Source organism: Delftia sp. S65 (genome assembly GCF_016516495.1).
GTDB classification, from domain to species: Bacteria; Pseudomonadota; Gammaproteobacteria; order Burkholderiales; family Burkholderiaceae_C; genus Comamonas; species Comamonas acidovorans.
In genome coordinates this window covers 122,655-136,769 of sequence record NZ_JACVUR010000001.1, presented here as the reverse complement: position 1 = coordinate 136,769, position 14,115 = coordinate 122,655, and the positions used below count along the sequence as shown (strand labels likewise).

General features: G+C 68.5%; 11 protein-coding genes. 6 read left to right on the top strand and 5 right to left on the bottom strand.

All coding sequences use genetic code 11. The annotated features are described in order from the left end of the window. Positions 1–56: 56 nt before the first annotated feature. The 3 genes from IAE24_RS00545 to IAE24_RS00535 all read right to left on the bottom strand — a co-directional run bounded on the left by IAE24_RS00545 (position 57) and on the right by IAE24_RS00535 (position 4,267). Positions 57–2,585, bottom strand: a complete 2,529-nt coding sequence (locus tag IAE24_RS00545) for a TonB-dependent siderophore receptor (RefSeq protein ID WP_199960089.1) — start codon at positions 2,583–2,585, stop codon at positions 57–59. A gap of 126 nt (positions 2,586–2,711) precedes the next feature. Then, positions 2,712–3,755, bottom strand: coding sequence for a FecR domain-containing protein (locus tag IAE24_RS00540; protein WP_199960088.1), 1,044 nt, complete (start codon positions 3,753–3,755; stop codon positions 2,712–2,714). Beyond that, a complete protein-coding gene (locus IAE24_RS00535) occupies positions 3,752–4,267 on the bottom strand; it encodes a sigma-70 family RNA polymerase sigma factor (protein ID WP_013801139.1) in 516 nt (171 codons plus the stop codon). The genes IAE24_RS00540 and IAE24_RS00535 overlap by 4 nt, the downstream gene beginning before the upstream one ends. 225 nt (positions 4,268–4,492) lie before the next feature. Here IAE24_RS00535 and IAE24_RS00530 point away from each other — a divergent pair, with 225 nt between their 5' ends. The 6 genes from IAE24_RS00530 to IAE24_RS00505 all read left to right on the top strand — a co-directional run bounded on the left by IAE24_RS00530 (position 4,493) and on the right by IAE24_RS00505 (position 11,538). Further along, positions 4,493–5,131: a PepSY-associated TM helix domain-containing protein gene (locus IAE24_RS00530; protein WP_013801140.1), complete on the top strand. Its 639-nt coding sequence runs from the start codon at positions 4,493–4,495 to the stop codon at positions 5,129–5,131. Between the two features lie 20 nt (positions 5,132–5,151). Further along, entirely contained in the window at positions 5,152–5,679 is a 528-nt protein-coding gene (locus tag IAE24_RS00525; protein ID WP_199960087.1) for a DUF2271 domain-containing protein, read from the top strand. A gap of 100 nt (positions 5,680–5,779) precedes the next feature. After that, complete coding sequence (locus tag IAE24_RS00520) at positions 5,780–6,598, top strand: DUF4198 domain-containing protein (RefSeq protein WP_012206854.1); 819 nt, start codon at positions 5,780–5,782, stop codon at positions 6,596–6,598. A gap of 41 nt (positions 6,599–6,639) precedes the next feature. Further along, the gene (locus tag IAE24_RS00515) at positions 6,640–7,716 is read left to right on the top strand and encodes an FAD:protein FMN transferase (RefSeq protein WP_199960086.1); all 1,077 of its coding nucleotides are present in this window, start codon (positions 6,640–6,642) and stop codon (positions 7,714–7,716) included. 44 nt (positions 7,717–7,760) lie between these two features. Then, on the top strand, positions 7,761–9,146 hold the full coding sequence (locus IAE24_RS00510; protein ID WP_199960085.1) for a sulfite reductase subunit alpha: 1,386 nt from the start codon (positions 7,761–7,763) through the stop codon (positions 9,144–9,146). 211 nt (positions 9,147–9,357) lie between these two features. Further along, entirely contained in the window at positions 9,358–11,538 is a 2,181-nt protein-coding gene (locus IAE24_RS00505) for a TonB-dependent receptor domain-containing protein (protein ID WP_097201629.1), read from the top strand. On the opposite strand, the gene IAE24_RS00500 is transcribed toward IAE24_RS00505, so the two are convergent. Next, positions 11,526–12,503 (bottom strand): ketopantoate reductase family protein, encoded by a 978-nt coding sequence (locus tag IAE24_RS00500; RefSeq protein WP_199960084.1) that lies wholly within the window; start codon positions 12,501–12,503, stop codon positions 11,526–11,528. The genes IAE24_RS00505 and IAE24_RS00500 overlap by 13 nt on opposite strands. 127 nt (positions 12,504–12,630) lie before the next feature. Continuing rightward, positions 12,631–14,088 (bottom strand): NAD-dependent succinate-semialdehyde dehydrogenase, encoded by a 1,458-nt coding sequence (locus IAE24_RS00495; RefSeq protein WP_199960083.1) that lies wholly within the window; start codon positions 14,086–14,088, stop codon positions 12,631–12,633. Positions 14,089–14,115: the final 27 nt, after the last annotated feature.

Genomic DNA, 14,115 nt, shown 5'->3' with positions numbered 1-14,115 from the left:
GCGCAGTCCGGCCCGCGCGGCTCTGGGGTCCCTGGGCCGGTGCGGTCCTGCAACGCTCAGAAGTCGTAACGCATGCTCACGTTGACGCTGCGCGGCGCACCCCAGGTGTAGTACAGGCCCTGGGCATTGAAGTTGGTCACGCCAGAGAAGTAGTGCTTGTCGAACAGGTTGTTGACGTTGGCCGCGATGCTGAGATGGCGGTTGATCTGGTAGCGCGCCATCAGGTCCATCACCCAGTAGGCGTCCTGGCGCAGCGTGGCGGCGCCGCGGCTGGTGGAGATGGCGCTCTGCCAGCGCGCGGCGCCACCCACGGTCAGGCCGGACAGCGCGCCCTGCGCGAAGCGGTAGGTGGTGCCCAGCTTGAACTGGTGGCGCGGGCTGGTGGCGGCGTTGTCCAGATTGCTGTTGATGGTCACGTAGCTGCCCTGGGCCTGCCAGCCCTTGGCCAGCTCGCCAGACAGTTCCAGTTCGAAGCCGCGCCTGCGCGCGCCCTGGACCGCGCGGTAGGCCGTTTCGCCATTGGGCATGAGCCCGTCTTCCACGGCCGTGTTGTCGGTGCGCATCCAGAAATGGGCGACGCTGGCGTTCAGCCGCTTGTCGAAGAATTCGCCCTTGGCGCCGATCTCGTAGGTCAGACCCTCCTCGGGCGGCAGGGTGCGTTCCTGCAGATCCTTGGCGCTTTGCGCCTTGAAGATGCTGGCGTAGCTGCCATACAGCGAGATGTTCGGGCTGACGTCATACACCAGGCCCGCATAGGGCGTGACCACGCCGTGCTCGCGCATGTTGTAGTTGTACCAGCTGATGTCGGTCACATCCTTCTGGTCGTAGTTGGTCACGCGCAGGCCGGCGATCAGCTTCAGCGGATCGGCCAGATTGAAGCGTGCCGCGCTGTAGAGATAGCTGCGCTTGTTGCTGAACAGGTCGTTGGAATAGGGGATGTTGTCCGCTGGCGCCGGGATGGCTGCGCCGCCCTGGCTGAAGTCCACCTGCGGCAGGTCCAGGCCGGGGCGCGCGCCGCGCAGCAGCGTGGTGCGGTTGCGTGCGGCGCCCGCGCCCACCAGCAACTCATGCTGGCGGCCGAACAGCGTGAACGGGCCTTGCACGTCGATGCTGATGTTCTGGTTGCGGGACTCAATGTCCTTGTAGGCCGCGAACTGGGCCGAGCTGGGCAGGGCGTAGCGCAGCAGGCCGATCTGCATGTCGGGCGTCTTCACCTCTTCATGCGACATCTGCAGCTTGGCCTTCCAGCCGCTGGCAAAGCGGTGCTCCAGGCGCGCGAAGCTGTTGAGCGACTCCTGCTCGTAGCCCGACCAGGGCGCTGCGATGTTCAGCGAGCGCGGCATCCAGCCGACGAACTGGCCGGTGCCCGTGTAGCCCTGGATGGGCGTGGTGCCGCCCGAGCCGCGCAGCTCGCGCTGGCGGTAGGTGATGCCGGCGCTCAGCAGGGTGTCGGGGGTGAGGTCGTATTCCAGCGTGCCGTACAGCATGGAGCTGTTGCTGTGCTGGTGGTCGCGGAAGCTGTCGCCGCTCTTGCGCGAGGCCACCAGGCGGCCGCGCAGGCTGCCTTCCTGGTTCAGCGGACCGGCAATGTCGGCATCGGCACGGTAGGTGCCCCAGCTGCCCGCGCTGGCCATTGCGCTGGCCTGGAAGTCGCGCGTGGGGCGCTTGCGGATCAGGTTGACCGTGGCTCCGTAGGCGCCGTCGCCATTGATCAGGCCCGACGAGCCCTTGAGCACTTCAACGCGGTCGATCTCGGCCAGATCGTCCAGCGAGTACATGATGTGCGTGTTCCAGCCCCAGCCATTGGTGAGCTGGCGGCTGCCATCGGTCTGCAGGTTGACGCTGGAGCCGCGCACGTTGAAGGTGGTCATCTCGCTTTGGCGGACCACGGCCACGCCGGGCGTCTGCTCCAGCACGTCGGTCAGCGTCTCCAGCTTGAAGTCGTCCATGCGCTGGCGCGTCATCACGCTCACCGACTGCGGCGTCTCGCGCAGCGACAGGCCCAGGCCCGTGGCCGTGCTGCTGGCTCCGGTCGCGGTGTAGGCGCCCGTGCCTTCCGTGGCGCTGCCGACCTCGGCCTTGGCGGTGACGTGCACCTCGCCCAGCGTGGTGGCGCCCACGGCTGATGCGGCAGGCGCTGTCGAGGACGCAGGCGATGCCTGCGAGCGGCGCAGCGTATAGCCGCCGTTGCCCGAGGTCGCGGCCGCCAGGCCCGAGCCCGCCAACAGGCGGGTCAGCGCCTCGGCCGGCGCATGGCTGCCCTGCAGGCCCGGACTTTGCAGATCGCGCACCAGCTCGGGCGTATAGGCCAGCAGCACGCCCGAGGCCTTGGCGAAGCGCGTGAGCGCGGCCTCCAGCGGTCCTGCCGGAATGTCGTAGGCCTGGGTGCGCTCGGTACCTGTCTGGGCCTGGGCCTGGCCCTGGCCCTGGGCATTCGCGGGCAAGGGCATGGCGGACAGGCTGGCCAGTGCGGCTGCCAGGGCCAGGGTCAATGCGGACAGGTGGAACACGGGCGCAGGCTGCGCGCGGCGGAGGACGCGTGCCGCCGCGGTAGCGAGGCGGCGCTGGTGATGGAGGTCGGACATGTTGGTGCGGTCTTTGGATCAGGGAGGAAACATGGCGCCGCAAAGCGCCTCTCCCCTGCTTGTCACGCGAGATGGGAAAAGGTACAGACCGATGTCACCGGGCCGCGTTGTCCCGCCGCCTTCTCTTCATGCCGGACCTATGCGCACCCAGTAGCGCACCGGCACATGGATGCGCACGGGCAGCACCTGTACCAGGGACTGCAGGATGCGGTCCGTATCGGCGAGCGGGAAGACGCCCGACAGGCGCAACCCGGCCACCTCGGGTGCCAGCGTGATCAGCCCGGGTCGGTAGCGGCGCAGTTCGTCGATGAAGCGGTCCAGGCGCATGTCCGAGGCCACGAGCACGCCTTCGTCCCAGCCCGGCCCCTCGCCGGCCGCGCCGGCCGGCAGCGCCTGCGTGGCACTGAGCCTTGCCGCTTCGCCGCTGTCGACACGCAGCAACTCGCCCGTGCGGCTGCGGGCCTCGACCGCACCCTCGAAAACGGCCACGCGCGTATCCGCAGTCTCCATGTCATGGCGCACCGTGAAACGCGTGCCCAGGGCGCGCAGCCTGCCCGCGGGCGTGTCCACCACAAAGGGGCGCGCGGGCTGGGCCGTGTCATGGGCGGTGGTGACCATCAGCTCGCCGCGCAACAGCAGCACGCGGCGCAGCTGGTCGTCGAAGGCAAGGTCCACGGACGTCTCGGTGTTGAGCAGCAGCTGCGTGCCATCGGGCAACTGCAGGGGGCGCCGCTCGCCCTTGGCGGTGCTGACATCGGCATTCCAGGCCTGCCACGGCAGGCTCTCATGCGCAGTCCATGCCGCAGCACCTGCGCCGGCCAGGCCAGCGACGCTGGCCAGCAGGCGGCGGCGTGACTGGGCGGTCTTGAGGCTGCGCGCCAGCGTGGCCGTGGCAAGGGGTCCATTGAGGGGACCGCTGTCCGGGCGTGCGTCAGGCAGCCTGAGCCGCGCATTCGTGGCCTCGATGCGCTGCCAGGCCCGCTCATGCAGCGGATGGGCCGCGCGCCAGTCCAGCCATTGCGCGCGTTGTTCCTCTGTGCACTCGCCTGACCACAGCTGCACCAGCCAGTCCACGGCGCTGTGGACCACGTCAGGCGGCAGCGCGGGGTCGGCACTATGGGTGGAGCCATCGGCGCCATGGACGCGCCCGGCAGCGCAGCGCTGCGTCATGCCGCATGTTCCGGGAAGTAGCAATGCCGGATGGCGCGCGCCATGTACTGCTTGACCGAGCTGACCGAGACCTGCAGCAGCAACGCGATCTCGGCATAGGCCATGCCGTCCAGCTGGGCGTGCAAAAAGGCCGCGCGCACCTTGGGCGGCAGGCCGTCGAGCAGGCGGTCCAGCTCGCACAGCGTCTCCAGCACGATGGCGCGTTCCTCGGGCGAGGGCGCCAGCGGCTCGGGCTGCAGCGCCAGCGTGTCCAGATAGGCACGTTCAATTTCTCGGCGGCGCAGGTGGTTGGCCATCACGCGCTTGGCCACCGTGGTGAGGAAGGCGCGGGGCTCCCGGATCTCGGACAGTTCCGTGCGGGACTCCATCACGCGCACGTAGGTGTCCTGTGCGAAATCTGCCGCATCGCCTGCATGGCCCAGCCGGCGCTGCAGCCAGGTGCGCAGCCAGCCATGGTGCTGCTGGTAGAGATGGGCAAGGGCCTGGTGGGGAGTCACGGCGGGACAGGACACGAAGGGTGAAGAGGAGAGATGCAAGTGATAAGCATTCTTATTTTACTTTGGGTGATGCTGGCACCGCCTTGGCGTGGCGCACGATTAAGCCGGTAAAGCTTGTGTAAATGCGATCAATTCTTATTTGTGGGCGGTAGAATCCCCGGGCCTTTCCTTTCCTGGGCTCCCGTGCCCGCCATCCGTGATGGTTGACGCCGCGTGGCGCTGCCGCCTTTTTCTGTTGCGATGACATCCCCCAAACCGGACCCTCGGCGCCGTTCCTACTGGCTCAAGACACTGCACGAGTGGCACTGGGTCAGCTCCGCGCTGTGCCTGATCGGCATGCTGCTGTTCGCCGTCACGGGGTTCACGCTCAACCATGCGGGGCAGATCGAGTCCAAGCCGCGCATCGTGCGGGGCGAGGCGGCATTGCCCGATGCGCTGCGCGTGCAGTTGGTCCAGCAGCAGGCCAGCCAGCCGCGCGACCGGGCGCCCGTGCCTGCGCCGTTTGCGGACTGGGTGCGCGGCCAGTGGGGCCTTGAGGCCGAGGGCCGCGAGGCCGAATGGACGGCCGACGAACTCTATGTCTCCCTGCCACGCCCTGGCGGCGATGCCTGGGTGCGCGTTGCCCTGGCCGATGGCGAGGCCGAATACGAGCGCACCGACAGGGGCTGGATCGCCTATCTGAACGACCTGCACAAGGGCCGCAACACGGGCGCCGCCTGGAGCTGGTTCATCGATATCTTTGCCGCAGCCTGCCTGGTGTTCACCGTCACGGGCCTGTTCATCCTGAAGATGCATGCAGGCAACCGCCCCTTCACCTGGCCCATGGTCGGCATGGGGCTGGTGATTCCCATGCTGCTGGCCCTCCTGTTGATCCACTGAGAACCGAAAGAGCCTTGCCAATGAATCCGCACTTCTCTCTGCGCTACACCATGGCGCTTGGCGCCTGCCTGGGCGCGGTCCCGGTCTTTGCCGCCGGCCTGAACGTGGGCGTGGAAATTCCGCGCCTGGATGTCGCCGAATACCACCGCCCCTACGTGGCCGTGTGGATCGAGCGCGCCGACGCCTCGGTGGCCTCCACGCTATCGGTCTGGTACGACGTGAAGATGCGCAATGCCGAAGGCACGAAGTGGCTCAAGGACATGCGCCAGTGGTGGCGCCGCACGGGCCGTGACCTGACCCTGCCGATCGATGGCGTGACCAGCCCCACGCGTCCCGTGGGCAAGCACCAGCTGAGTTTCACCGAAGGCTCCAATCCCTTCGCCAAGCTGCCGCCCGGTGAATACAAGCTCGTGGTCGAGGCCGCGCGCGAAGTCGGCGGCCGCGAAGTGGTCACCGTGCCCTTCAAGTGGCCCGTGGCCAAGGCCGAGCAACTGAGCGCCAAGGGCAGCAGCGAGCTGGGCGAGATCAGCGTCGAGCTCAAGCCTTGAAATTGAAAGCCGCCGAGGCGCTGTGCGCCTTCCCTCTCACGAGGGGGACGACGCCATCGCTGCACGTGCCAGACCCATCCACGAACCAAGGAGATTTTTCATGAAGTCCAAGACCCGCTTTGCCGTCCGTCTGGCTGCCAGCCTCGCCATTGCCTGCGGCGCCTTCCAGGCCGCCCAGGCCCACAACCTGTGGCTGCTGCCCTCGACCACGGTGCTGTCCAAGGCCGAATGGATCACGGTGGATGCCGCTGTCTCCAACGACCTGTTCTTCTTCAACCACGTGCCGCTGGGCCTGGACAACCTCGTTGTCTCGGCGCCGGACGGCTCGGCCGTCGCGCCGCAGAATGCCCATCGCGGCAAGCTGCGCAGCGTGTTCGACCTGGACCTGCAGCAAAGCGGCACCTACCGCCTGGCCATCGTCAACGACGGCCTGTTTGCCTCCTGGAAGGACAAGGCCACGGGCCAGAACCGCCGCTGGCGCGGCTCGCCCGAGAAGTTCGCCGCCGATGTGCCCGCCGACGCGCAGGACCTGAAGGTGACCCAGTCCGTGGGCCGCATCGAGACCTTCGTGACCGTGGGCAAGCCCAGCGCCGTCAAGCCTTCCGGCAAGGGGCTGGAGCTGGTGCCCGTGACCCATCCCAACGACCTGGTCAAGGGCGAGAAGGCCACCTTCGCCTTCCATGTGGACGGCAAGCCTGCCGCCAACCTGGAAGTCGTGCTGGTGCCCGGCGCCACGCGCTACCGCGACAACAAGGGCGAGATCAAGGCCACGACCGACGCCAAGGGCGAGTTCAGCGTGACCTGGCCCACCGCCGGCATGTACTGGGTGGATGCCGACGCGCAGGACAGCAAGACATCGCTGCCCCAGGCCAAGGAGCGCCGCCTGTCCTACGTGGGCACGTTCGAGGTGCTGCCCTGAGCCTTGCGTCCCCACCCGGGGCTCCGTCTGCGCCCGCGCTCGTGCGCGTGAGCTTCGCGCCCGCCCTGTTGCAGGGCAGCGCAGGCCGGGGCCTTGCCGCGCCTGTGTCCACAGGCGCGGCGTCCTTTGCCGTCTCCGGCTACGCGCCGCAGGCGGTGCGGCGCGCAGACCCCGCCGCGCTGCAAACACTCACCGGCGAGGCCATGGGCACGACCTGGAGCGTGCGCCTGCACAACCCGGATTTCCGCCCGCTCGATGAGGCGCGCCAGGCCATAGAGGCTGCGCTGGCCCTGGTCGTGCGCCAGATGAGCAACTGGGAAGCCGGCTCCGACATCTCGCGCTTCAACCGCGCCGAGCCCGGCAGCTGGCATGCACTGCCGCCCGAATTCTTCACCGTGCTGACCTGTGCACTCGAGTGGGCACAGGCCAGCGGCGGCGCCTGGGACCCTACCGTGGGGCCGCTGGTTGATCTGTGGGGCTTCGGCCCGCGTGCGGAAAAGGCGCAGGGCGCCGGCATCCCCGATGCCGATGCGCTGCGGCGGGTGCGCGAGCGCGTGGGCTACCAGCGCATCGTGCTGGACCTGGCGGGCCGGCGCGCGCTGCAGCCCGGCGCCGTGCATGTGGACTTCAGCGGCATCGCCAAAGGCTATTCGGTGGACCTGGTCGCCGAGCGCCTGCAGGCGCTGGGCCATACCGATTTCCTCGTCGAGGTGGGCGGCGAGCTGCGTGCCTGCGGTCAGCGCCCTGGCAACCATCCCTGGCGCGTGGCCGTGGCCAGCATGGCGGACCCGTCCACGCCGCTGGCGCTGCCGCTGCGCGACATGGCCATCGCCACCTCGGGCGACCACTGGCATGCCTTCGAGCAGGGCGGGCGCCGCTATTCCCACACCATCGATCCGCGCAGCGGCGAGCCCGTGGCGCATGGCCTGACCAGCGTCACCGTGCTGCATGCCGAATGCATGCAGGCCGACGCCCTGGCCACCGTGCTCACCGTGCTGGGGCCGCGCGAGGGCCTGGACTTTGCCGAGCAGCGCGGCGTGGCGGCGCTGCTGTGCGAGCGCACTGCGCAAGGCCCTGCCATGGCGATGACAACGGCTTTTGCCGCGCTGCTGCCGTGAGCGTTTCCTTCCCTTTTTCCGACGTGTAGATTCCCGGTCCTGCCATGACCTTGTCCGACCCTGGGCTGCGCGTACTCGCAGCCGCCGTGCTGGTCCTGCTCTATGCGGCCATGTGCGCCGCCATCTGGTGGCGCGAGCGCCGCCAGCGCATGCGGACCCTGCAGGAAGCGGCTGCGCTGACCAGCGCACGCGAGGGCGCGCTGCCCCTGCTCGTGGCCTATGCCAGCCAGACCGGCCAGGCCGAGGAGCTGGCGCGCGAAACCGCCAGGCTGCTGCACACGGCCGGAGAAAGCGTGCACCTGTGCGCCCTGGACGCTGTGGATGCCGACCTGCTGGCGCGCACGCAAAGGGCGCTGTTCATCGCCAGCACCTATGGCGAGGGCGATCCGCCCGACAACGCGGCGCTGTTCCTGGCGCACGCCATGGCGCAGGCGCAGGACTTGTCCCATCTGCAATACGGCCTGCTGGCGCTGGGCGACCGGCAGTACGCGCAGTTCTGCGGCTTTGGCCGCGCGCTGGACAGCTGGCTGCGTGCCGGTGGCGCCAGGCCCTGGTTCGAGCGCATTGAAATGGACAACGGCGCGCCGCAGGCGCTGACTGCCTGGCAGCACCAGCTGACCCAGATCAGCAGCCTGGGCGACATGCCGGCATGGGAGCAGCCGGTCTTCAGCGAATGGACGCTGGCCGCGCGCCGGCACATGAACCCGGGCAGCGCAGGCGAGCCGGTGTTCCACATCGAGCTGCAGCCCCCTGCAACGGAGCCCGCGCTGTGGGAGTCCGGCGACCTGGCGCAGGTCTGCATTCCTGCGGACCCGCAGCATCCGCGCGAGTACTCCATCGCCTCCATCGCCCAGGATGGCTGCGTGCACCTGCTGGTGCGCCAGGCGCGGCGCGAGGATGGCTCGCCGGGCCTGGCCTCGGGCTGGCTCACGCAGGGCGCGCCCCTGGGTGCAGCCATCACCCTGAGGCTGCGTGCGCACCGCAATTTCCGGCTGGAAGACAACCTGCAGCGCCCGCTGGTGCTGATCGGCAATGGCACGGGCCTGGCCGGCCTGCGCAGCCACCTGCGCGCGCGTGCGGCGGCGGGCCTGGGTCCCAACTGGCTGCTGTTCGGCGAGCGCAATGCGGCGCACGACCGGCTGTACGGCGACGAGCTTCAGGCATGGTGCGATGGCGGCGTGCTGCAGCGCCTGGACCTGGCCTTCTCGCGCGACCGCAGCGAAGGCGCGCCGCGCGCCTATGTGCAGGACCTGCTGGCGCAGTCCGGCGATGTCTTGCGCCAATGGGTGGCGCAGGGCGCAGCCATCTACGTGTGCGGCAGCCTGCAGGGCATGGCCCAGGGCGTGGACCAGGCGCTGCACGCCGTGTTGGGCGAGGCGCAGATGGAGCTGCTGGTGCGCAGCGGCCGATACCGGCGCGATGTGTACTGAACCCCGCTTGCGCCAGCGCAAAGATGGGCCGGTTTGCTCCTAGGAACGTAGCATCGGCACGACAGATAAATCCTATTGTGATCATGAGAATGGAAATGATTCTCAATGTTCATATAATTTCGTTACATATCCCCATCCCATCGCATAACCAAACATTTCAAAGCGAGTTGCACGGGCCCCACAGCCCGTTTTCCGTTTCTGGAGTGTTTGCATGTCGTATCGCGATCTGCGCGGAGTTCTTCCGTCGCGTCCTTCCCATCTGGCCCTTGTGGTGGCTGCCGTCTGCGCTTCGGGCGCCGTCTCTGCACAGACGGCAACAGGCAATGCCGCGCCCGCCACGGAGCTGCGCGAAGTCGTGGTCTCCGCCTCAGGTTTCGAGCAGGACATCAAGGAGGCGCCGGCCTCCATCACCGTCATCCCGCGTGAGGAACTGGCCAAGGGCCGCTTCGGCAGCCTGACCGACGCGCTGGAAAGCGTGGAAGGCATCGACGTAGGCGCCCCCGCAGGCAAGACCGGCGGCCTGAACATCAGCATCCGCGGCATGCCCAGCGACTACACGCTGGTGCTCATCGACGGCCGCCGCCAGAACTCGGCCGGCAACGTCACGCCCAACGGCTTTGGCGAGACGCAGACCAGCTTCATGCCGCCCATCGGCGCCATCGAGCGCATCGAGGTCATCCGCGGCCCCATGTCCACGCTCTACGGCTCCGACGCCATGGGCGGCGTGATCAACATCATCACCCGCAAGGTCGGCAAGACCTGGACGGGCAGCGTCAGCGCCGACTACACGCTGCAGCAAGAGTCGGAGTTCGGCGACATCAAATCCGGCAAGTTCTACCTGAGCGGCCCCATCAAGGAGGACCTGCTGGGCCTGTCGATCCGCGGCAGCACGCAGCGCCGGGCCGCTTCGGACATCACCTATGCGGGCGCCAACGGCCAGCCAGCCGTTCCCCTCATGGGCGGCAACCCCGTCAAGTCCGAGATCAACAACCTGGGCCTGCGCCTGGCGCTCACGCCCAACAGGTACCACGACATCACTCTGGACCTGGACTCGGGCCGCCAGACCTATGACAACTCGCGCGGCCAGCTCGGCACGCTGGGGCTGCAGGGCGGCTACGGCCCCGAGCAGAAATACAACCGCGACCAGCTCACGCTGGCGCACACGGGCCGCTTCGGCTTCGGAACCTGGGACACCAGCTTCATGGTCAACCGCACCGAAACCATGGGCCGCACCGTTCCCCCGGGAACGCCGGGCGCGACACCGGGCGCTGCGCGCACGCTGGAGGTGGAAAGCAAGGTGCTGGACAGCAAGCTGGTCCTGCCCTGGGGTGCCCACCTGACCACGCTGGGCGGCCAGTGGTGGGATGCCGAGATGAAGGACGGCGTGGCGCCGAACAAATTCGCCTTCACTCAGAAGGCCCTGTTTGCCGAGGACGAATGGAGCCTGACCGACGCCTTCAAGCTCACGCTGGGCGCGCGCTATGACCGCCACAGTCTCTTCGGCGGCAAGCTCAGCCCGCGCATCTACGGCGTGTGGAATGCCGCGCCGCAGTGGACCGTGAAGGGCGGCATCAGCAACGGCTACAAGACGCCGCGCGTGGAGCAGCTGGCGCCCGGCATCAACGGCTTCGGCCAGCAGGGCCGCCTGCCGCTGGTGGGCAGCCCCAACCTCAAGCCCGAAACCAGCCGCACCACCGAACTGGGCGTCTATTTCGACAGCCCCACGGGCTTTGCGGGCAGCGCCACGGTGTTCAACAACGAGTTCAAGGACAAGATCACCAGCGGCCCGGGCCTGATCAACTGCGACTTCGCGGCAGCGCCCAACCGCCCAGGCTGCGTGAGCTTCGGCAACTGGCCCCTGGTGGATGCCTTCGGCCAGTCCATCAACGTGGACGAGGCCGTCACGCGCGGCCTGGAGCTGAGCGCGCGCATGCCGCTGGCGCGCGGCTGGAACGCCAGCGCCAACTACACCTTCACCAGGAGCGAGCAAAAGAGCGGCCCCAACCGGGGCAACCCGCTGAGCGACACGCCCAAGCATGCGCTCAACGCCCGCCTGAACTGGGAGCCGGGTGCCCAGTGGAACCTGTGGCTGCGTGCCGAATACCGCAGCGAGCGCTTCCGCGACCCCGGCACCAGCGCCAGCTCCCAGGCCGCCAAGGCCGCGCTGGGCAACTACAAGGCCTATACCCAGTTCCACCTGGGCGGCAGCTACCGCGTGAGCAAGCAGTTCACCATCAACGCGGCCATCTACAACCTGTTCAACAAGGATTTCGTGGACTACCAGCCCTACAACGTACCGGGCCAGGTCCAGGGTACCGTGATCTTTGGCAACCGCTACGCGAACAACCAGGAAGGCCGCCGCCTGTGGGTGTCCGCCAACTACGAGTTCTGAGGCGGGTTCCGGGGCGCCTGGCTGGCCTGCACGCGTGACGGGGCCAGCCTGACCAGCACCTGCAGCGTGCGGTTCAGCGGCGTGGGCACGCCCAGGGCCTCGCCGCGCCGCACCACATAGCCGTTCAGGTGGTCGATTTCGCTGGGTTTGCCCAGCGCCAGATCCTGGGCGGTGGACGAGAACTGGCCCGGCATGGTGGCCGGCAGTCCCCGCACGGCAGCGGGCACGTCGCCGGGCAGGGCCACGCCGTCGACCCTTGCCACGGCCAGGCATTCGGCCACCACATCGTCCACCACGTGCGCCACGCCGGGCGCCTGCACCAGCGGGCCGTAGGGCAGCTGGCACAGCGCCGACAGCGCGTTGTAGGCGCAGTTGATCACCAGCTTGGCCCACAGCGCGCCGCGCACATCGGGTGATACCTGCACGGCAATGCCCGCCTTGCCAAACTGCAGGGCCACCTGTTCGCTGAGTGCAGAGGGCGCGATGACCAGCTCGCCACGCCCGAAGTGGCGCACATGGCCGGGACCGGCCATGGCCGTGGCCACATAGACCACGGCGGCCGCCACGGCAACGGACGGGCCCAGCACGGCGCGCACGCGCTCGTCGTTGTCCACGCCGTTTTGCATGGTCAGCACCAGGGCGCCCGGCGCCAGGTGCGGCTGCATCTCGCGGGCCGCTTCCTCGGTGGCCGTGGACTTGACGCAGAACATCACCACATCGGCATCGCGCACGGCGCTGGCCTCGGTCGATGCCTGCATGGGCACCTGGATGTCCAGCGCCGCCGTCTCCAGCCGCAGGCCATGCTGCTGCACGGCCTGCACATGGGCGGGACGGCCAATCAGCGTGACCTGGTGGCCGGCGCGGGCCAGCAGTGCGCCGAAATAACAGCCCACGGCGCCTGCGCCCATGACGGCGATGCGCAGCGGCGCGGTGGGGGAGGAGGGGCTGGCGGAAGAAGCGTCCATGGTGCGAATCGGATAGGCCTTTGATGGCGCCCAGTCTAGCCAGGCTGCCGTCAAGGGCCCATGCTGTCTTCCCTGCCGGGAGGCACTGCGGACTTCAGGCCGTCCTCATGCCGTGCTCATACCGTGCTCATGCCGTCTGCAGGCACAGGTACTTGGTTTCCAGGTATTCCTCGATGCCGTGGCGCGAGCCCTCGCGGCCCAGGCCGGACTGCTTGACGCCGCCGAAGGGCGCGACCTCGTTGGAGATCAGGCCGGTATTGATGCCCACCATGCCGTACTCCAGCGCACGCGATACGCGCCAGATGCGGCGGTTGTCGTTGGTGAACAGATAGGCGGCCAGGCCGTAGATGGTGTCGTTGGCGCGGCGCACTACTTCGTCCTCGTCGTGGAAACGGAACAGCGGCGCCAGCGGGCCGAAGGTCTCTTCCTCGCAGACCCGCATGCTGTCGTTCACATCGGCCAGCAGCGTGGGCTCGAAGAACAGCTTGCCCGGCACCGGGCGCCTGCCACCGGCCAGCAGGCGTGCGCCCTTGGACAGCGCGTCGGCCACATGGCTTTCCACCTTCTGCACGGCGGCCTCGTTGATCAGCGGGCCATGCGTCACGCCGGGCTCCAGGCCGTTGCCGACCTTGAAGCCCGCCATGGCACGGGCCAGGCGGCGGGCCAGTTCGTCGTGGATGCCGTCCTGCACATAGATGCGGTTGGCGCATACGCAGGTCTGGCCGGCGTTGCGGAACTTGGAGGCCAGGATGCCGGCCACGGCCTGGTCGATATCGGCATCGTCGAACACGATCAGCGGCGCATTGCCGCCCAGCTCCAGCGACAGCTTCTTGACCGTGTCGCTGCACTGGCGCATCAGCAGCCGCCCGGTGGCCGTGGAGCCCGTGAAGCTGAGCTTGCGCACCACGGGGCTTTGGGTCAGCGCCTGGCCGATGTCCTGCGGGTGGCCGGTCAGCACCTGGAAGACGCCGGCGGGAATGCCGGCCTCCTGGGCCAGCACGCCCAGGGCCAGTGCGGTGAAGGGCGTGCTTTCGGCCGGCTTGACCAGCATGGTGCAGCCGGCGGCCAGCGCCGGGCCGGCCTTGCGCGTGATCATGGCGGCCGGGAAGTTCCAGGGCGTGATGGCGGCGCACACGCCAATGGGCTCGCGCAGCGTGAGCAGCTGCTGGCCGGCCGTGGGCGACTGCAGCAGTTCTCCGTCCACGCGCTTGCCTTCCTCGGCAAACCATTCGATGAAGGAGGCCGCGTAGGCGATCTCGCCGCGTGCCTCGGCCAGGGGCTTGCCCTGCTCCAGGGTCATCAGCCGCGCCAGATCGTCCTGGTGCGCCAGCATCAGGTCGAACCAGCGGCGCAGGATGCCGGCGCGCTGCTTGCCCGTCAGCGCGGCCCAGGCGGGCAGGGCGCGCTGTGCGGCGGCAATGGCGGCTTCGGTCTCGCCGGCCTGCAGGGTGGGTACCTGGCCCAGGCGCTCGCCCGTGGCGGGGTTGAAGACGTCGATGGCGGGGCCGGAGCCCACGGCTCGCCAGCCCTCGGCGAGCAGGCAGGCCTGGCGGAACAGATCGGGGCGTTGCAGTGAAAGACTCATGGTGCAGCAGGGTGTGGCTGGGATGGG